This is a genomic window from Haemophilus sp. SZY H8, from assembly GCF_018829755.1.
Classification (GTDB): Bacteria; Pseudomonadota; Gammaproteobacteria; order Enterobacterales; family Pasteurellaceae; genus Haemophilus; species Haemophilus haemolyticus_K.
The window spans coordinates 127,902-147,778 of sequence record NZ_JAHKJY010000004.1 but is presented as its reverse complement, the minus strand read 5'-3'; the positions used below and the strand labels follow the sequence as shown (position 1 = coordinate 147,778).

The following is a 19,877-nucleotide window of genomic DNA, read 5'->3' as shown; positions in this document are numbered from 1 at the left end:
AAAAGAAAAGGCACGCGTTAAAAACGCGCGCCATTTTCAATTTAAAAGGATTATTTACGCCCTAATGCTGGTGCGATTTTATCAAGTACGCCATTGATATATTTATGGCTTTCATCTGCACCGAATACTTTTGCCACTTCAATCGCTTCATTGATAACCACTTTATATGGCACATCTAACTCGAAGCGCAATTCATAAACGGCCAAACGTAAAATTGCAGTTTCAATAGGATCAAGCTCATCAAAAGCGCGGTCAATATAAGGCGAAATTGAAAAATCAACGGTTTCAATATTTTCTACTGTTTGACGAAATAATTTACGGAAGTAAGGTTTATCTACCCCATCCATATCTTGATCTAACACAAAGGCTAATTCAACTTGTTCTGCAGTATTGCCAGATACCGCCCAAGAATACAAGGCTTGAACAGTGCATTCACGCGCACGACGACGAGCAGAAGGCTTTTTCACTTGTTTTTGTTCTGTCATGATTTATGCCGCATCAATTTGTTGAATAAGATTAACCATTTCAAGTGCGGTTAAGGCTGCTTCTGCACCTTTATTACCTGCTTTAGTACCAGCACGTTCAATTGCTTGTTCAATATTTTCTGTGGTTAATACACCAAAAGCTACGGGGATTTCAGCATCCATTGCAACTTTTCCTAAACCGCTGCTTGCTTCCCCTGCTACATATTCAAAATGCGCAGTACCACCACGGATAACTGTACCTAATGCCACAATCGCATCAAATTTTTTACTTTCAGCTAAACGACGCGCAACTAATGGCAACTCATACGCACCCGGGGCACGCACGATAGTGATATTTTCATTTTTCACTTGGCCGATACGTTTTAATGCATCAATTGCACCATCTAATAAACTTTCATTAATAAAACTGTTAAAACGAGCAATTGCTACTGCAACTTTTGCATTAGGTGCTGCGACTGAGCCTTCTAAAACTTTCATATTTTTTCCTATTAAAAAATCGCTATCGTTAATTTAGTAGAGAATTCTAGCATAAAAAAACTTTTTTAAAACCAACCGCACTTTTTTATTTTCATTTTAGTGAATTTAGCATAGCATAAGCATTGTTCTCATTTTTATCTATTAAAAGGAGCAATTATGAAATTACGCACTATTGCATTAAGCCTAGCGGTATTATGTGCTAGCTCAACGAGCTTTGCTGGAATGGTTTCAACGTCATCTAATCTTGAGTTTTTAGCCATTGATGGACAAAAAGCATCAAAAGCATTATTAAAAGAAACAAAATCATTTAACATCAATGATACTGAAACACATCAAGTAGTTGTTCGTTTAGGTGATATTGTTGGTTCAGGTTCTAATCAATCTTTATTTGAATCTAGTCCTATCATTGTTACATTCAAAGGTTCCCCAGAAGATATTACTATCTCTGCACCTTCAATCCGTAGCCGCTCCGAAGGTGAAAAATTTAATAGTACACCAACAATTAATATTACTAGCAAATCAGGTAATACTATTGCAGCGAAAGTGGATGTTTTAAAACAAGAGGGTTTATTCCCTAGTGCAAACGTGGTAAACGATCTTTCTACATATAATTCCTCAGGTGCAATCGCATCTGTTGCAGCATTTTCGACTGCAGCAATACCAACCACAATGCCAATTGCTTCTGCAAGCAATGCTAAAATAAACAAAGGGAAAGTTGTTGTTCAAGGTGAGAATGTTGCAGAACAGCAACTTCAATACTGGTTCCAACAAGCAGATAAGGAAACTCAAATACGTTTCTTAAACTGGGCAAAATCCCACAATTAACGCATCATCTCGTTCAAAAAGCTTTGATGTTTGAGTACGCTTATATAGATAATAAAAGTGAGCCTTGCTGCTCACTTTTTCTATTGTAATAAGGATGAATAATGAACAACTGGTTAAATGCTAAAGTGATTGCTGCCATTCCTATTTTTATTGCTGTAAATATTGCCGCAATTAGCGTATGGGCATTTAATATCTCTCAACAGTCTATGCCTTTAATTCTAGGTATTATTGCAGGAGGGTTAGTTGATTTAGACAATCGTTTAACTGGGCGTTTAAAAAATGTCTTTTATACATTGATAGCTTTCTCTATTTCATCCTTTATTGTCCAATTAAATATCGGCAAGCCAATACAATATATTGCCTTGATGACTGCGCTTACATTTATTTTTACTATGATAGGTGCTGTTGGGCAACGCTATAGTACCATTGCATTTGGTACACTAGTTGTGGCACTTTATACTACACTAACCTATACACCTGAAATACATGAATGGTTTATCAACCCTGTCATGATTCTATGTGGTACACTACTTTATAGTGTAATAACACTCATTGTCTATTTATTCTTTCCAAATCGTCCCGTACAAGAAAGTGTTGCTAAAGCTTTCTGTGCGCTAGGTGATTACTTAGATGCCAAATCTTATTTTTTTGATCCCGATGAAATAAATGAAATAGAAAAAAAACATCTTAATTTCGCTATGAAAAATGCAAATGTAGTTTCTGCATTTAATATTGTTCGTACAGCACTATTCTATCGTATTCGTGGTCAACATCGACATCCTCGCACACAACGAATGCTCCGCTATTATTTTGCTGCGCAAGATATCCATGAACGTGTAAATTCTACTCATTTTGATTATCAGCAAATTACTGAAAAACTAAAAAATACAGACTTAATTTTTCGTATTCAGCGCTTACTAGAATTACAAGCACAATCTTGCCGAGAAGTAACAACGAGTTTACGCCAAAATAAAAACTATCAATTCAATGAACGAGTTGAGCGCGCACTATCGGGGACATTGCACTCATTCCAGCTATATCGAGAACAACACATCCACGATAAAGATCAGCTTATTGAGATTCAGACCCTACTAGACAACTTGCAAAGTATTAACTGGCAACTTCGACAACTTACTCAAGAAACAGATGATGCTGATCATTTAGCAAGAATTCATACGGATCAAATTACAGGCTTAAAAAATATCTCTACTGCAATTTTTAGCCACTTTACCTTTGAATCTCAACTCTTCCGCCATGCAATACGTTTATCGATAGTGGTTTTTTTATGCTGTGTCATCGTAGAGTTTTTCCAATTTAATCTTGGTTATTGGATTTTACTCACCGCTGTCTTTGTCTGCCAACCAAACTATTCTGCCACCAAAACACGTTTACGCCAGCGGATTATCGGCACTTTTCTTGGCGTGGTAATAGGATCGCTTTTACCCTATTTTAATCCAACCTTAGAACTTAAGCTGGGTCTTGTAGTCCTTACTAGTACACTATTTTTCTTCTTTCGCAGTAATAATTACAGCTTCTCTACCTTTTTTATCACATTACAGGTCTTGTTAAGCTTTGATGTTATGGGTTTTAATACTTCAGCTGCACTCATGCCTCGTTTGTTTGATACATTACTAGGTTCGGCTATCTCATGGTTTGCTGTTTCTTATTTATGGCCTGATTGGAAATATTTACAATTAGATAAAGTTAGCCATAAAGCGGTTCAAAGTGATGCAACTTATCTTTTACATATTATTAGTCAACTACAATTTGGTAAAAGTGATGATCTAAAGTATCGCATTGCTCGTCGTAATGCACATCAATATGCAGCAGCACTTAGTACAACGCTTTCAAACATGAATAATGAACCTGAAAAATACAAAGCATTTTTACAACAAGGGTTTGATTTACTTAAACTGAATTATTCCTTATTAAGTTATATTTCTGCGCTAGGTTCCTATCGTGAAAAAATGAATACTCTACAACAAACTACACAATTTTTATCTGGTTTCTATCCTGTTGCCAAAAAAATTATTTATTCTCTTGAAAATATCGAAAAAATACCGCCAGATATATTTGCTAAACTCCAAAAAAACATTGAAACCCACCTAAAGGAGTTAGAGAAACAAGAAATGACAGAACAAGATCGCACAGCATTTAGCTTGCCTTATCAGCAACTAAATTTAATCACACAATTATTGCCCGCTTTTTATGGTTATTTTCACAAAGAATACTGATAAATAGTAGGGTTATCCGCATTTAAAAATACCTATTGTTCTTCAATTCATAAATAGCGATAATACTTCCCTACATAAAAGGCAAAGAAAAATGACAAATTATATTTTATTGATTATCGGTACTGCATTAATTAACAACTTTGTACTTGTAAAGTTCTTAGGACTATGCCCGTTTATGGGGGTATCAAAGAAAATTGAAACCGCAGTAGGTATGGGACTAGCAACAATGTTTGTATTAACCGTCGCCTCCCTTTGCGCATATTTAGTTGATCATTATATTCTTGTTCCCTTGAATGCTACTTTTTTGCGTACATTAGTATTTATTTTGGTTATTGCCGTAGTGGTACAATTTACCGAAATGGTAATAAATAAAACTAGTCCAACGCTATATCGTTTACTTGGAATTTTCTTGCCTTTGATAACCACAAACTGTGCAGTTCTCGGTGTCGCATTATTAAATGTAAATCTTGCTCATAATTTAACGGAATCTGTCGTTTATGGTTTTGGTGCATCTCTTGGGTTTGCACTTGTATTAGTGCTTTTTGCTGCGCTTCGTGAACGTCTTGTAGCGGCCGATGTCCCTTTAACTTTTAAAGGTTCATCTATCGCACTTATCACAGCTGGTTTAATGTCTCTTGCTTTTATGGGATTCACAGGACTAGTGAAGTAATAAAATGATCTATCTTTTAATGGCTATTACCATTTTGATTTTATTTATTGGGTTCTCTCAGTATTTTTCAGGAAAAAGAAAGAAATAATGACCCTTCTATTCATCATAATCACTTTACTCGCTTTAATTTTCGGTGCGATTTTAGGCTTTGCTTCACTTAAACTCAAAGTTGAAGCCGATCCCATTGTGGAAAAAATCGACGCTATTTTGCCACAAAGCCAATGTGGACAATGTGGTTATCCTGGATGCAAACCATACGCTGAAGCTATTTGCAATGGAGATGACATCACAAAATGTATTCCTGGAGGTCAACCTACTATCGTAAAAATCGCAGAGATTTTAGGTGTTGATGTGCCAGCTATGGACGGCGTAGAAGAACCTATCGAGAAAGTCGCTTTTATTGATGAAAATATGTGTATTGGCTGCACAAAATGCATTCAAGCCTGCCCTGTTGATGCCATTATTGGTACAAATAAATTCATGCATACGATTATTCCAGATCTCTGTACAGGTTGTGAACTTTGCGTAGCGCCCTGCCCGACAGATTGTATATCAATGATTCCCGTGAAAAAAAATATCGATAATTGGGATTGGAAGTTTGATGCAAAATTAGTCATTCCAGTAATAAATGTAAATGGTACTGAAAAAAAATTGGTTGTGGGGGAATAAATGGCGGACGTATTATCTCGTTTCAATTCCGGTAAATTATGGGATTTCAAAGGTGGCATTCATCCACCTGAAATGAAATCACAATCTAATACACAACCATTACGTCATCACCCTTTAGTCACAGATTTTTATATTCCTCTTAAACAGCACGCAGGAACAACAGGTCACCTTTTAGTAAAGGAAGGCGATTACGTATTAAAAGGTCAAGCTTTAACGCAAGGCGATGGCTTGCGTATGCTACCCGTTCATGCGCCAACTTCAGGCACAATTAAATCAATTAAACCTTATGTTGCCGCGCATCCGTCTGGTCTTGATGAACCTGCAATTCATTTGCAAGCGGATGGCTTAGATCAATGGCTAGAGCGTAATCCTATTGATGATTTTTTAACACTCTCGCCAGAACAACTCATTAACAAAATCTATCAAGCTGGTATAGCTGGCTTGGGCGGTGCAGTATTTCCGACGGCCGCTAAAATTCAATCAGCAGAGAAAAAAGTCAAACTTTTAATTATCAATGGTGCTGAATGTGAGCCTTATATTACTTGTGATGATCGTCTTATGCGTGAACGCGCCGATGAAATCATAGAAGGCATTCGTATTTTGCGTTATATCCTACGACCTGAAAATGTAGTCATCGCCATTGAAGATAACAAACCTGAAGCAATAGAGGCAATCCGCAAAGCGCTACAGGGAGCAAATGACATTAGCATTCGAGTGATTCCAACAAAATATCCTTCGGGTGCCGCAAAACAGCTTATTTATCTGCTTACAGGAATGGAAGTACCTAGTGGTGCACGTTCTTCTAGTATTGGCGTACTGATGCATAATGTTGGTACAGCCTTTGCAATTAAAAGAGCGGTGATAAATGACGAACCTTTAATCGAACGTGTCGTCACCCTTACAGGTGATAAAATTCCTGAAAAAGGTAATTATTGGGTCCGACTTGGTACACCAATTTCTCAAGTATTGACGCATGCGGGCTATCAATTTGATGAACGTTATCCAGTGTTTGCGGGTGGCCCGATGATGGGATTGGAACTTTCCAACCTCAATGCACCGGTGACAAAAATTGTCAACTGCTTGCTTGCACCAGACTATTTTGAATATGCAGAACCAGAGCCTGAACAAGCTTGTATTCGCTGTTCTAGCTGTTCTGATGCCTGCCCAGTCAACTTGATGCCACAGCAACTCTACTGGTTTGCTCGTAGTGAAGATCACAAAAAATCGGAAGAATACGCCCTCAAAGATTGTATCGAGTGCGGGATTTGCGCCTACGTATGCCCAAGCCATATTCCACTGATTCAATATTTCCGCCAAGAAAAAGCAAAAATTTGGCAAATCAAAGAAAAACAGAAAAAATCAGATGAAGCCAAAATTCGCTTTGAAGCGAAACAAGCGCGAATGGAACGCGAAGAACAAGAGCGTAAAGCACGTTCACAACGTGCAGCAGAAGCACGTCGAGAAGAATTAGCGCAAACCAAAGGTGAAGATCCTGTTAAAGCAGCGCTAGAACGCTTGAAAGCGAAAAAAGCCAATGAAACAGAATCAATACAAGTTAAAACAATTACCTCAGAAAAAGGGGAAGTTTTACCTGATAACACTGATTTAATGGCACAACGTAAAGCCCGTCGTCTGGCTCGTCAGCAAGTAGAATCTCAAGTTGAAAACCAAGAACAACAAACTCAACCAACCGATGAGAAAAAAGCAGCGGTTGCAGCCGCACTTGCTCGAGCAAAAGCGAAAAAACTTGCACAAGCAAATGAAACCGCTGAATCAGTCTCAAATATTCAAACCGTAGAAAATGCGGTAGAAAAAATAGACGACAATTCAACCGCACTTGATCCGAAAAAAGCGGCGGTAGCGGCAGCGATTGCCCGTGCAAAAGCAAAAAAACTTGCACAAGCAAATGAAACCGCTGAATCAGTCTCAAATACTCAAACCGTAGAAAGTGCGGTAGAAAAAACAGAAGAAAATTCAACCTCACTTGATCCGAAAAAAGCAGCGGTAGCTGCAGCGATTGCCCGTGCAAAAGCAAAAAAACTTGCACAAGCAAATGAAACCGCTGAATCAGTCTCAAATACTCAAACCGTAGAAAGTACGGTAGAAAAAACAGAAGAAAATTCAACCGCACTTGATCCGAAAAAAGTGGCGGTAGCCGCTGCGATTTCTCGTGCAAAAGCAAAAAAACTTGCTCAAGCAAATGAAACCTCTGAATCAGTCTCAAATACTCAAACCGTAGAAAGTGCGGTAGAAAAAACAGACGAAAATTCAACCGCACTTGATCCGAAAAAAGCAGCAGTAGCTGCGGCTATTGCTCGAGCAAAAGCGAAAAAACTGGCAAAAACACAAGCAACATTAGAAAACAATCAGGAATAAAATAATGTTTAAAATGGTTAGCTCTCCTCATACTCATTCGGGGAAACTCACAGCACGTATTATGCTTTGGGTCATGTTGGCAATGATGCCAGCTTTTTTCACGCAAATTTATTATTTTGGATTTGGCGTGGTGCTCCAATCCGTATTAGCTATTGGTACAGCAATCATTGCAGAATTTATTGCAATAAAATTACGTGGTAAAAAACCGCTAAATTATCTTTCAGATTTCAGCGTATCCCTAACTGCTTTAATTTTGGCGATGGCTATTCCACCTTATGCGCCTTATTGGATCATCATCATTGGAACACTTTGTGCAGTTTTATTAGGTAAACAGGTTTATGGTGGCTTAGGACAAAATCCATTCAATCCAGCGATGATTGGCTATGTAATTCTTCTAATTTCATTTCCGTTACAAATGACAACTTGGATGCCAGCAATTAATTTATTACAGGAACCACCGACTTTTTCAGATGCGTTCTCATTAATATTTTCAGGTTTAACCACTGATGGATTTACGCTTTCACAACTTACACATAACATTGATGGCATCACCCAAGCAACGCCTTTGGATAGTGCAAAAATTTTCTATAAAAGTCACACTCAATTAAATGATTTTTATGAATTAATTAAACTCCCGATTTTTATGGGTAATGGAACCGACTTTGCTCAAGGCTGGTGGCAAGTCAACGTGGCTTTCTTAGTGGGCGGAATTTTCCTTATTTTAAAACGTGTCATTCATTGGCAAATTCCAGTGGCGATGCTTGTCACCTTTTTCTGTTTAGCCACCGCGACCGCTTTTACTGGCTTCACGCATTTAAGTGCAATTAGCCAACTAGTTAGTGGCGCAATGATGTTTGGCGCATTTTTTATTGCGACAGATCCTGTCACAGCTTCCATTACACCACGAGGAAAAATTATTTTTGGCGCATTAGTGGGGTTATTTGTCTATCTCATTCGCTATCACGGAAACTTTCCAGATGGTGTAGCATTCGCAATTTTATTAAGTAATATTTGCGTTCCACTTATCGATCATTACACGCGTCCTCGAGTATCTGGTTATCCAACAAAAGGGAAAAAATAATGGGCACAGTAAAAATCACATCGCGTTACGGGATATTATTAGGCTTTGTCGCCCTACTCTGCACAGCAATTTCTGCGGGTATTTTTTTCCTAACAAAAGATAAAATTGACGCGGTGATGGCGGCACAACAACGAGAATTACTTTTACAAGTCATTCCACAAGATTATTTCAATAATAATTTGCTAGAAAGTGCGGTTATCCCTCAAGATAAAAATTTGGAGGGCATTCAGAAAATTTATTTTGCGAAAAAAGATGGAAATGTTTCTGCCTATGCCTATGAAACCACTGCACCTGATGGCTATTCTGGCGATATTCGCTTGCTTGTGGGATTAGATCCAAAAGGTGAAATATTAGGTGTACGAGTAATCGAACACCATGAGACTCCTGGTTTAGGCGATAAAATTGAACTCCGTATTTCCAACTGGATTCTAAATTTCACTCATCAATCGATTAATGAGCATAATTTAAGCGAATGGGCGGTAAAAAAAGATGGTGGGAAATTTGATCAATTTTCTGGTGCAACCATTACACCTCGCGCAGTGGTGAATCAAACTAAACGATCCGCATTAATCATGCTAAATAACCAAGCCTTGTTACAACGGCTTTCAACACAAGTGAAATAATATGACAGATTTAACTGAAAAAAATACCGCACTTGAAGAAGAAAAAATAGAAAGTACGGTTGAAAATCAACAAAAATCCATGTGGAAAGAAATCTTTGCTCAAGGAATTTGGAAAAATAATCCAGCGGTTGTTCAACTTCTCGGGCTTTGTCCGCTTTTAGCGGTGTCTAGCACCGCCACCAATGCACTTGGTTTAGGTTTAGCGACAATGCTTGTGCTCACTTGCACAAATACGGTTATTTCACTTTTCCGTAAATATATTCCGAATGAAATCCGCATTCCAATCTATGTGATGATCATTGCGACAACAGTAACTGTCGTTCAACTTTTAATGAATGCTTATACCTATACGCTTTATCAATCACTTGGGATTTTTATTCCACTCATCGTTACCAACTGTATTGTGATTGGTCGAGCAGAAGCGTTCGCCTCAAAAAACAGCTTACTCCATTCCGTTTGGGATGGTTTCTCAATGGGATTAGGGATGGCACTTAGCTTGACAGTACTTGGTGCATTGCGTGAAATTATTGGGCAAGGTACGGTTTTTGATGGTATCGAAAATCTATTTGGCGAACAAGCTAAGTTTTTAACGCTCCATATTTACCATACAGACAGTAGCTTTTTACTTTTCATTCTGCCACCAGGCGCATTTATAGGATTAGGCTTGCTCCTTGCAATAAAAAATCGAATTGATAAATAAGATGAATAAATTAAAAAGAATCGAAATATTAACCCGATTAAGAGATCAAAATCCCCACCCGACTACAGAATTACAGTATAATTCGCCTTTCGAATTATTAATTGCGGTAATTCTATCGGCACAAGCAACTGATAAAGGTGTGAATAAAGCGACAGAAAAACTATTCCCTGTTGCAAACACGCCTCAAGCGATTTTAGATTTAGGATTAGATGGTTTAAAAAGCTATATTAAAACTATCGGGCTTTTTAATAGCAAAGCAGAAAATATTATCAAAACCTGCCGTGATTTAATTGAAAAGCACAACGGCGAAGTGCCCGAAAATCGCGAAGCCCTAGAAGCATTAGCAGGTGTGGGTAGAAAAACAGCCAATGTTGTACTAAATACGGCATTTGGTCATCCAACCATTGCGGTGGATACCCATATTTTCCGTGTATGCAATCGAACTAATTTTGCACCGGGTAAAGACGTGGTAAAAGTAGAAGAAAAACTGCTTAAAGTCGTACCTGATGAATTTAAAGTGGATGTTCACCATTGGTTAATTTTACATGGGCGCTACACTTGTATCGCACGTAAACCTCGTTGTGGCTCATGCATTATTGAAGATCTGTGTGAATATAAAGAAAAAATTGAGTTTTAATTTTTGCGATAAAACACTCTAATTATTTACCGCACTTTTTATTAAAAATAGGAAAACAAATGACAACAAATAATAAACAGCGACAAACTTGGTCGAGCCGACTCACTTATGTCATGACTGTCGCAGGCGCAACTGTCGGTTTCGGCGCTACTTGGCGCTTCCCTTACCTTGTGGGCGAAAATGGTGGCGGAGCCTACGTTCTACTTTTCTGTATCGCAATGATCGTAATCGGTATTCCGATGATTCTCGTTGAAAACGTGATCGGTCGTCGATTACGTGTAAATTCCATTGATGCCTTTGGCGATAAAATTCTGGATAAAGGAAAAGGCATTTCCAAATATTGGAAAATCCTTGGCTACATGGGCTTACTCGGTTCATTCGGTATCATGGCGTATTATATGGTGCTTGGTGGCTGGGTTATTTCTTATATCATTAGCCTAATCAGCGGTACCTTAGATATCTCAACACCTATTACTAAAGATGTCGCCAAAGATTTCTACGAACTTCATATCGGCAATAGCCCTTATGAAATTATGCTGTACACCTTCTTATTTGTTGTGGTGAATTACATTATTTTAGCTAAAGGGATCATTGGTGGGATTGAGCGTTCTGTAAAATATTTAATGCCATTGCTATTCATCTTCCTCATTGGAATGGTTATTCGCAACGTCACATTACCAGGTGCAATGGAAGGAATTACATTCTATTTGAAGCCAGATTTCAGCAAAATTACACCACAATTATTTATCTTTGTTTTAGGTCAAGTATTCTTCGCATTAAGCCTTGGTTTTGGCGTATTAATTACGCTTTCCAGTTACTTAAATAAAGAAGAAGACTTAATACAAACTGCAGTTATTACAGGTTTCACCAACACAATTATTGCCGTACTTGCTGGCTTTATGATCTTCCCATCACTTTTCACCTTTGGGATTGAACCAAATGCAGGTCCAACTTTAGTATTCCAAAGTTTACCTATCGTATTCTCTCACTTATGGGCGGGTAAATTCTTTGCAATTATTTTCTTCGGCTTATTATTAATAGCTGCGCTAACTACTTCTATCACAATTTATGAAGTAATCATTACCGCATTACAAGAAAAGCTCAGAATGCGCCGTGGCAAAGCGATTGTCTTAACCCTTGGTGGTATTTTTGTCTTAGGTAATATTCCAGCAATTTTAGGGGATAATGTATGGAAAGATGTCACCATTTTCGGCAAAAGCATTTTTGATTTCTATGATTATGTCAGTGGAAATATTCTCTTTATGCTGACCGCACTTGGTTGTGCTATTTTCGTTGGTTTCGTGTTAAAAGATGAAGCGAAAAAAGAACTTTCTCCAACACCTAAGTCAACATTTACTAAAATCTGGTTTAACTATGTGAAATTCGTTGTACCAGTGATTATTTTAGTCATCTTTATCAGCAACCTATTCTAAAAAAGAAAAACCGAGTCTTTACTCGGTTTTCTTTTTTTTTAAAGAAAATGTCTATAAAAATATTTGTGCCTTTAAGCCAATTCGCTGCCCTTCTTTTATCACATTTTCTAACCGCACTTTGAATCCGTGTAATTCTGCAATTCGCATGACAATAGAAAGCCCTAGACCACTGCCCTTTTCATTTTGCCCAGCTGGGCGATAAAAACGCTGACCAAGTTTTTTCAAATCTTCAGGTTCAACACCACCACCATTATCTTCAATAATAATCTGAGAAGATGCGATTTTCACTGAAACAATTGTGTCTTCTGGGCAATATTTAATGGCATTATCGAGTAAATTTCTAAGCATCAATGAAACTAAAATTGGTTGCCCTTGTTTCTGCTTTGGTTCAGATTCTTTCTCAAAAGCCAAGGTAATTTTACGCTTTTCAGCCACAAAATAACGCTCAGCAATCAGCGATTGAATGATGCCTTCCCAATCAATAGGCTGTAATTCTTCCAATTCTTGTAAATTATCCAGTTTTGAAAGCGTCAAAAGTTGCTCAATTAACTGCGATGCACGATCAATCCCTTGTGTTAAATGCAAAAGTGCTTGTTCTCGCAATTCCCCATCATCACCCGCCAGTTGAGCAACTTCAGTTTGAATACGCAATGCCGCCAATGGACTACGCAATTCATGGGCGGCATCAGAGGTAAAACGGCGTTCACGTTGTAGCATAGCCGAAGTGCGGTCAAAAAATTGATTTAAATTTTTTACTAAGGGTAAAATCTCAACAGGTAAGCCCTCTGTATTCAACAATGACACATCACCAGATTTTCTCGTTTGAACTTCTTGGCTTAAACGTTTAATCGGTCGAAGTTCTTTATGAATCAACCATCCTAAAACGATGATCAAAATAGGCAAACTCGCAAACCAAATCCACATTTGCCCAAAGATCATTTCCTCAATTAGATCTTCTCGATAATCAAGCTCTTGCCCAACGGCAATAATCAAATTTCCATTTGCTACAGGCTGCCAGAAAATACGCCATTCATCGTCATCATTCAGCATATAGCCTTTCGCAAATCCAATTTCATTATCAAACACAAAATTATCGCCATTACGTCCATCTGTTAATAAACGTTTGCCATCCTTAGAAAAAATAGCAAAAGCTAATGCGTCATCATCATAGTTTTTCTTGAACGAATGTGGCTGGATTTTATTAATATCTTCCACATGCTCTAACAGAATATGACTAAGATCTGAATTGGCAAGGCGTTCAGCAAAAAGGATTTGTTGGGCATCGAAAACATCATTCACTTCACTACGCACCTGCCACCATGCGACAGCAGTAGATACGCCCCACACAAAAAGTGCGGTGAAAGAAAGAACAGAAATAAGACGAAAACTTAAACGTTTGTTTTTCATTTATTGGGTTACTCCCAACGCATATCCAACGCCGTGTACTGTTCGAATAAATTGCTTACCTAATTTCTGACGCAAATTATAAATATGCACGTCTAACGCTCCGCTGCTAATTTCTTCATCCCAGCTTGATAATTTTTCTTCAATAGATGCGCGAGACAGTACGCGATCTTTATTCAGCATAAATAATTCAAGTAATTTATATTCACGGCTTGTTAAAGAAATGGGTTGATTATTCAACCAAACAGAACGCTGATTTGGATCGAGTTTAACGCCAGCATGCTCAATCACAGAATGATGATGACCATAACGACGACGAATAAGCGCTTGCAAGCGCGCTGCAACTTCAGCCAAAGCAAAAGGCTTGCAAAGATAATCATCCGCTCCACTTTGCAATCCTTTTACACGTTCATCTAAGGTATCACGGGCAGTCAAAATTAATACTGGGACATCTTGATGCTTGGAGCGCCATTGTTGCAATACATCTAATCCATCAAGCTTCGGCAAAGTTAAATCTAACACAACCGCATCATAAGGCGCAGAGGTTAAGGCATCCATTCCTGTTTTTCCATCCGTAAACCAATCCACAGCAAAACCTAGTTTCGTTAAACCAATCTGTAAACCATTGCCGATTAGATTATCGTCTTCTATCAATAAAATTCTCATAAAAAATTGACCGCTCTTTATAAACAAAAACAGCGAGCTAATGCTCGCCATTTTCAAAGAATGATTATTTTACTTTTTCGATACGTAATACTTCAAGATCTGCTTTCTCGAATGCTTCGTTATCTAGTTTACCGTAAACCTTCACTTTATCGCTTGGATCTACATTTAATCCATTCCAAACGTGACGTTCAATTTCTACTTTGATTTGACCTGTGCCATCGCTAAACCAGAATTCATCGTCATCAATTTGTTGTGTGATATTACCCACTAAAGTAATCATTGAATTATCTGCTGCAGATAAAGCTTGTTTTACACTAATTGCTGAAGGGGTTGCTTGTTGAAAACCGCCTTGAGTATTTCCGCCGTTAAAACCCGCAAATGCAGAAGTGGTTGCTAATGCGAAGATTGTTGCTAATGCAAATTTTTTCATAATGTTTCCTTTTTAATTAAGTTAATTTCAAGCACCATTGCTTGGATGTGTGTATTAAAACAAATAAATCTTAAGAAAAAGTTAAGAAACATAAAAAAACCTAAATTTTTTTAATTTAGGTTTTTCATAAATTAAAGTTTATTCAACTGCTCAATAGATGGTGCGTAATAATAAGCGCCCGTTACAGCCTTGGTGAAACCTAAAATGCGGTCAGTTTTTCCGTCTTTTTCACCAAACATATTAAGCAACTGTTGTTCAATGTTATAAAGCGTTGCACAGTAAGCAATAAAGAATAATCCGTGCGTACCGCTCGCTGTACCATAAGGTAAGCTTTGACGTAAGATTTTTAATCCCTTGCCATTCTCTTTCAAATCTGTACGACCAACATGAGAAGTATCCGCCTTGTCTTCCATTTCTACGCTATCCGTTTTAGTGCGTCCAAACACATTTTCTTGTTTTGCTGTATTTAATTTTTCCCATTTAGCGAGATTATGTTCATAACGTTGAGTAAACACATAACTCCCATCTTTATCATTGCCATTTGAAATTAAGGCAACTTCTGCTCGCTTTGCATCTTTTGGGTTTTCAGTTCCGTCAATAAAACCGGTGAGATCTCGTTCCTCCACCCAACGGAAACCATGAATTTCTTGCTGAACATCAATAGCTTGAGCAAAAGCATTCACTGCAGCTTGTGCCACAGAAAAATTAACATCAGGGCGTAACGATTGAATATGCACTAAAAGATCAGTTTGCGTACTAGGCGCAGATAGATCACCTTTGCCTAAGGTTACGAAAGGTTTAAGCTCTGCCGCACTTTGACCACCTAACTTTTTCCATGCGCTATCACCAAAAGCGAGCACAGCACCTAGACGAGCATCAGGATACGCTTGTTGTAACTGTTCAAGACTATCAAGGAATTGATGAATAGCTTTAGAGACAACAGAATAATCCGTAATATTTGCTTCTAAAAATACACCTGCTTTACAAGATTCAAGTAAAATACCCGTTTGCGCAGTCATAAAAATCTCCGTACATCAATAAAAAAACGGTCAAATTATACAAAAACACTGTATAAAAATCCTAAATATTTCAGCATAAATTGATTTCCATCACAAAAATACGATTTCATTATTGCGGTTTTTTATTATTTAATATAACCTCTAAATAAGAATAAATTTCATTTAAAGGATTAACTCTTATGTTTCGCGTTTTTCGTTACGTAATGATTCCCTTCCTCTTTCTTTTGTCTCAATCTGTTTTTGCAAACAACTATCAAAAATGGGTAGATGACATCACTCAACGCTTGAATCACACCGAACAACTTCTTAAAGAAAACAAAATTGATGATGCCAAAACAGAAGTACAAATGGCCTATTTTGAAATATTTGAAAATTTAGAAGGTCCGATTCGCATTAATTTTTCAGCGCAAAAAAGCTATCAAATGGAAGCCACTTTTGGTGAGATTCGCAAGATGATTGGCGAAGGTAAACCAATGAATGAGGTTCAAGCCAAAATCAACGGTTTAAAAAATGAATTACACCAAGTTTTACCTTCTCTTGTTGAAGGGCATCAACTCAATGCTGATAGTCAGCACGGCGTTTATGATAATCAAGCCATCAAACCTTATTGGCAACAAAGTTTCAAAACCATTGATGATTTTATTGCACAAGCCATTACCGCTTATGAAAGCGGTGATTTTGCCAATGCTAAAAAAGCATTCCAACAAGCTCAATATGACGGCTACAAAAACTCTGAAATGGAAATGTCGGTTAGAACTAACCGCTCTTCTGAAATTTCAGCCGCGATCAATCAACAATTCTATAATTTGATTCGTTTGAGTGAACAACCTGATCAAATGACAGAAATTGCTTACCAAAGCACACAACTCTTGCAAGATATTGAAGAGCAGCTTCCTAATTTGCCTACCACTCGCGATGAACAAAACGCTCAAGCGACACAATCACAAGCGCAAACTTCAGATAACGTTGCAGAGCAAGATTGGGCAAAAATTACGACTGAAATCAACCAACGTATTCAACAAGCTATTGCCCTTTATGAACAAGGCGATGCAAAAAAAGCCATGCTTTCTGTACAAGACACTTACTTTGATGTATTTGAAAATTCTGGTATGGAAAATAAAGTGGGCTCGCGCGATAGCAATTTTAAAGCAGAATTAGAAGGTTATTTCACCCGTTTAGTCAGTCTGATGAAAGCGGGAAATGGCGACAAATTACAGGAACAAGCTACAGGTTTAAGCCAAAACTTAGCGAAAGCCGTTCAAATATTACAAGGCAGAGAACAAAGTGATTGGTCCATGTTCTTATATAGCTTGCTTATTATTTTACGTGAAGGCTTAGAGGCATTATTAATTGTTGCCGCTATTGTGGCTTATATGGTAAAAAATAATCATCACGATAAATTGCCAGTTATTCGCCAATCCGTTTATGTGGCGTTAGGGGCAAGCGTCGTTACCGCATTCATATTCCAACTTATTTTTGAAAACTCAGGCCAAAACCGCGAATTGCTTGAAGGTTTCACAATGATTATTGCAGTCTTCATGTTGTTTAGTATGAGTTACTGGTTGCTTTCTAAAGTCGAAGCACAAAACTGGAAACGCTATCTCGAAGGTAAACTATCAACGGCATTAACAGCAGGCTCTCTATTCGGCTTATGGCTGACCAGTTTCCTTGCTGTATATCGTGAAGGCGCAGAAACCGTATTGTTCTATTATGCCCTAGTTGGCGATGCGAAAAGTGCGGTTAGTTTAGCCTATCTTTTTGCCGGCTTTATTTGCGGGGTGATTTTACTCGCGATTTGCTACTTTATAATGCGTTACACCGTGGTTAAATTGCCATTAAAACCATTCTTTATGTTTACTGGTTCATTTATGTATTTAATGGCATTTGTATTCGCTGGCAAATCTGTACTTGAACTTATTGAAGGTAAACTGTTTGAACCGACATTAATTAACGGTGTACCAGAAATCTCGTGGTTAGGTGTTTATCCTTATGTGGAAACCCTTGTACCACAAGCAATCTTAATTCTTGCTGCTATTTTTGCTTTGTTTGTTATGAAATATCAAAGCAAAAAAGCGGTTTCAAATTAACTCAAAACTCATCTCAGGAGAGAAACTATGAAAAAAGCACTTCTTAGCGCAAGTTTATTAGCAGGAATGTTTGCAGCAACTTCTGCTTACGCATTCCAAGAATATCCAATCGGTGAAGCAGTTACTATGAATGACATGGAAATTGCAGCGGTTTACTTAAAACCAGTAGATATGGAACCTCGCGGCATGGGCTTACCTGCAGCAAAATCTGACATTCACTTAGAAGCAGACATTCATGCAGTGAAAGGTAACAAAAACGGTTTTGGTGAAGGTGAATGGATGCCTTATTTAACCATCAACTATACCTTAGTTAATACCGATACTGGTGCTAAACAAGAAGGTACCTTCATGCCAATGGTTGCTGGCGATGGCCCACACTATGGCGCAAACATCAAAATGATGGGCGTGGGTAACTACAAATTAACTTACCATATCGATCCGCCACCAAAAGCTGGTATGCACCGCCACACTGACGAAGAAACTGGCGTGGGTCGTTGGTGGAAACCATTTGATGTAAATTATGAATTTAAATTTACTGGTTTAAAATAATAGTGCTGTAGGGTGGGCTTCAGCCCACCAATTAACAATCAGACATAAAAAAACGGTGGGCTAAAGCCCACCCTACCATTTAAAAATCCGCTTTCTATGACTTATTTTTTCATTTTTGTTTTGCAAGCTCTTTTGCCAATTTCGCTTTTACTCGGTGCATCTTGGGCAATTAAAAAAGGCAATATTTCGCCTAAAACGCTTATTTGGTTAAGCCTTATTGGCTTGGCTTTGGGTGTTGTCCTACGACTAAATATTCCTAATGGACAAACCACCAATCTTATTCTAACCATCGGCTTTTTAATTATCTTTTTACTTTTTGCAATCAGCCAATGGAGCAAATCATCAAACCTTGCCGCATTCTGGCAATTTGCATTAATGCTTATCGCGGGAGCAACTTGGGCGAAAGATCCAAACATCACCGCACTCACCAACACAGATGTCATCAACACTGATTTTATTTTAAATATAAGTGCGGTCATTTTTGGCGTAATTTTTAGTTTAGCCTCAAGTGCATGGCTCTATTTCTTACTTAAACAGCAACAAAAAACACAAGGAAAATCTACCGCACTTTTAGCACTCAGCTTTTTACTTTTTATCGCGTTAATTCTTCCGATTGTAGCAGAACTACTGCTTACCCTAATGAAATTACAACTCATTGAACTCACCAAAGTGCGGTTAAGTTTTGTGGCAAAATCAGGGGAAATCACCGCTTGGCTCAATATCATTTGTGTTGTGTTAATGCTCGCTGTTTTGTGTATTTTTACCATTCAAACACATTCAAAACGTTTAAGAGAAGCTAAAGCCGAAAAAGATCTGATTGAAAAACGCAAAAAATTAGCCTTCGTACAAACATCAAAACGCACCATTTACTGGGGCATATTGGGTATTTTATTTGTTGCTGCAAGCCAACTTTATTGGGAAAAAGTTGCCTCTCAACCACCACAGCTTTCTGAAGCAGTTCCAGTACAACTTAATGACAAAAATGAAGTGCATTTAGCTCTAGAGCCACTTAAAGACGGTAAACTTCACCGCTTTGTTTGGATTGCTGATGATGGCAAAGCCGTACGCTTTTTCATTATCAATCGCCAACCGAATAAAGTCAGTATGGCGGCAGTATTCGATGCTTGCCTACTCTGCGGCGATCAAGGCTATGTCATGCAAGGCAATCAAGTAGTCTGTGTTGGTTGTGGCGTGCATCTCTTTATTCCATCTATCGGTAAACCGGGCGGTTGCAACCCTGTACCGATTGAAAATTGGCAACAAACTGACAATGAAATCGTGATTTCTCGTAAAAGCCTTGAAGATGGCTTAAATCTATTCAGTACGATTGTGGAAATTGAAGTGCAAGATCCGATTAGTGGCGCCAAACTCAAAAACACTAAAACTGAATATAAATATAGCCACGAAGGGCATACTTATTTCTTTGAGAACGAAAAAAATCTCGATTTATTCCGCGATAATCCCGATAACTATCTCGGTATTAACAAAAACGAAAATCCAAAAGGGGAATAA

At 38.0% G+C, this 19,877-nt stretch carries 19 protein-coding genes; 13 read left to right on the top strand and 6 right to left on the bottom strand.

What is annotated here, in order from left to right:
• Nucleotides 1–50: 50 nt before the first annotated feature.
• Together nusB and ribH are read right to left on the bottom strand one after the other, a co-directional pair.
• Nucleotides 51–485, bottom strand: coding sequence for a transcription antitermination factor NusB (gene nusB / locus KKW16_RS07745; protein ID WP_005628659.1), 435 nt, complete (start codon nt 483–485; stop codon nt 51–53).
• A 3-nt stretch (nt 486–488) separates the two neighbouring features.
• Entirely contained in the window at nt 489–962 is a 474-nt protein-coding gene (gene ribH, locus KKW16_RS07740; RefSeq protein WP_048953640.1) for a 6,7-dimethyl-8-ribityllumazine synthase, read from the bottom strand.
• Between the two features lie 156 nt (nt 963–1,118).
• Between ribH and KKW16_RS07735 the strand changes: the two genes are divergently transcribed.
• The 10 genes from KKW16_RS07735 to KKW16_RS07690 all read left to right on the top strand — a co-directional run bounded on the left by KKW16_RS07735 (nt 1,119) and on the right by KKW16_RS07690 (nt 12,210).
• A complete protein-coding gene (locus KKW16_RS07735; RefSeq protein ID WP_048953638.1) occupies nt 1,119–1,787 on the top strand; it encodes a curli polymerization inhibitor CsgI-related protein in 669 nt (222 codons plus the stop codon).
• A gap of 101 nt (nt 1,788–1,888) precedes the next feature.
• Entirely contained in the window at nt 1,889–4,021 is a 2,133-nt protein-coding gene (yccS, locus tag KKW16_RS07730) for a YccS family putative transporter (protein WP_048953637.1), read from the top strand.
• A 91-nt stretch (nt 4,022–4,112) separates the two neighbouring features.
• Nucleotides 4,113–4,691, top strand: a complete 579-nt coding sequence (gene rsxA, locus KKW16_RS07725) for an electron transport complex subunit RsxA (RefSeq protein ID WP_048953635.1) — start codon at nt 4,113–4,115, stop codon at nt 4,689–4,691.
• An 87-nt stretch (nt 4,692–4,778) separates the two neighbouring features.
• Nucleotides 4,779–5,360 (top strand): electron transport complex subunit RsxB, encoded by a 582-nt coding sequence (rsxB, locus tag KKW16_RS07720; protein WP_048953632.1) that lies wholly within the window; start codon nt 4,779–4,781, stop codon nt 5,358–5,360.
• The gene (gene rsxC, locus KKW16_RS07715; protein WP_048953630.1) at nt 5,361–7,736 is read left to right on the top strand and encodes an electron transport complex subunit RsxC; all 2,376 of its coding nucleotides are present in this window, start codon (nt 5,361–5,363) and stop codon (nt 7,734–7,736) included.
• Between the two features lie 4 nt (nt 7,737–7,740).
• Nucleotides 7,741–8,817 (top strand): electron transport complex subunit RsxD, encoded by a 1,077-nt coding sequence (gene rsxD, locus KKW16_RS07710; RefSeq protein ID WP_048953628.1) that lies wholly within the window; start codon nt 7,741–7,743, stop codon nt 8,815–8,817.
• Entirely contained in the window at nt 8,817–9,440 is a 624-nt protein-coding gene (gene rsxG, locus KKW16_RS07705) for an electron transport complex subunit RsxG (protein WP_048953626.1), read from the top strand. Before rsxD ends, rsxG begins: the two co-directional genes overlap by 1 nt.
• 1 nt (nt 9,441) lies before the next feature.
• Complete coding sequence (locus KKW16_RS07700) at nt 9,442–10,140, top strand: electron transport complex subunit E (protein WP_048953625.1); 699 nt, start codon at nt 9,442–9,444, stop codon at nt 10,138–10,140.
• Between the two features lies 1 nt (nt 10,141).
• Nucleotides 10,142–10,777, top strand: coding sequence for an endonuclease III (gene nth / locus KKW16_RS07695; RefSeq protein ID WP_005626177.1), 636 nt, complete (start codon nt 10,142–10,144; stop codon nt 10,775–10,777).
• A gap of 59 nt (nt 10,778–10,836) precedes the next feature.
• The gene (locus KKW16_RS07690; protein ID WP_048953623.1) at nt 10,837–12,210 is read left to right on the top strand and encodes a sodium-dependent transporter; all 1,374 of its coding nucleotides are present in this window, start codon (nt 10,837–10,839) and stop codon (nt 12,208–12,210) included.
• 51 nt (nt 12,211–12,261) lie between these two features.
• Here the strand turns inward: KKW16_RS07690 and qseC are convergent, their stop codons facing one another.
• The 4 genes from qseC to KKW16_RS07670 form a co-directional block, all read right to left on the bottom strand.
• Nucleotides 12,262–13,617, bottom strand: a complete 1,356-nt coding sequence (qseC, locus tag KKW16_RS07685; protein WP_048953622.1) for a quorum sensing histidine kinase QseC — start codon at nt 13,615–13,617, stop codon at nt 12,262–12,264.
• Nucleotides 13,618–14,280 carry a response regulator gene (locus KKW16_RS07680; RefSeq protein ID WP_048953620.1) on the bottom strand — a complete coding sequence of 221 codons (663 nt, stop codon included), beginning with the start codon at nt 14,278–14,280 and terminating at the stop codon, nt 13,618–13,620.
• Between the two features lie 64 nt (nt 14,281–14,344).
• Nucleotides 14,345–14,710 carry a YgiW/YdeI family stress tolerance OB fold protein gene (locus KKW16_RS07675; RefSeq protein WP_005636761.1) on the bottom strand — a complete coding sequence of 122 codons (366 nt, stop codon included), beginning with the start codon at nt 14,708–14,710 and terminating at the stop codon, nt 14,345–14,347.
• 131 nt (nt 14,711–14,841) lie between these two features.
• Nucleotides 14,842–15,729 (bottom strand): Dyp-type peroxidase, encoded by an 888-nt coding sequence (locus KKW16_RS07670; protein WP_048953618.1) that lies wholly within the window; start codon nt 15,727–15,729, stop codon nt 14,842–14,844.
• 203 nt (nt 15,730–15,932) lie between these two features.
• On the opposite strand from KKW16_RS07670, the gene KKW16_RS07665 reads away from it, so the two are divergent.
• From KKW16_RS07665 to KKW16_RS07655, 3 genes are all read left to right on the top strand, one after another.
• Nucleotides 15,933–17,816: an FTR1 family iron permease gene (locus tag KKW16_RS07665; RefSeq protein ID WP_048953690.1), complete on the top strand. Its 1,884-nt coding sequence runs from the start codon at nt 15,933–15,935 to the stop codon at nt 17,814–17,816.
• A 27-nt stretch (nt 17,817–17,843) separates the two neighbouring features.
• Nucleotides 17,844–18,365, top strand: coding sequence for an iron transporter (locus KKW16_RS07660; RefSeq protein WP_005626197.1), 522 nt, complete (start codon nt 17,844–17,846; stop codon nt 18,363–18,365).
• 96 nt (nt 18,366–18,461) lie between these two features.
• Complete coding sequence (locus KKW16_RS07655) at nt 18,462–19,877, top strand: Fe-S-containing protein (RefSeq protein WP_048953616.1); 1,416 nt, start codon at nt 18,462–18,464, stop codon at nt 19,875–19,877.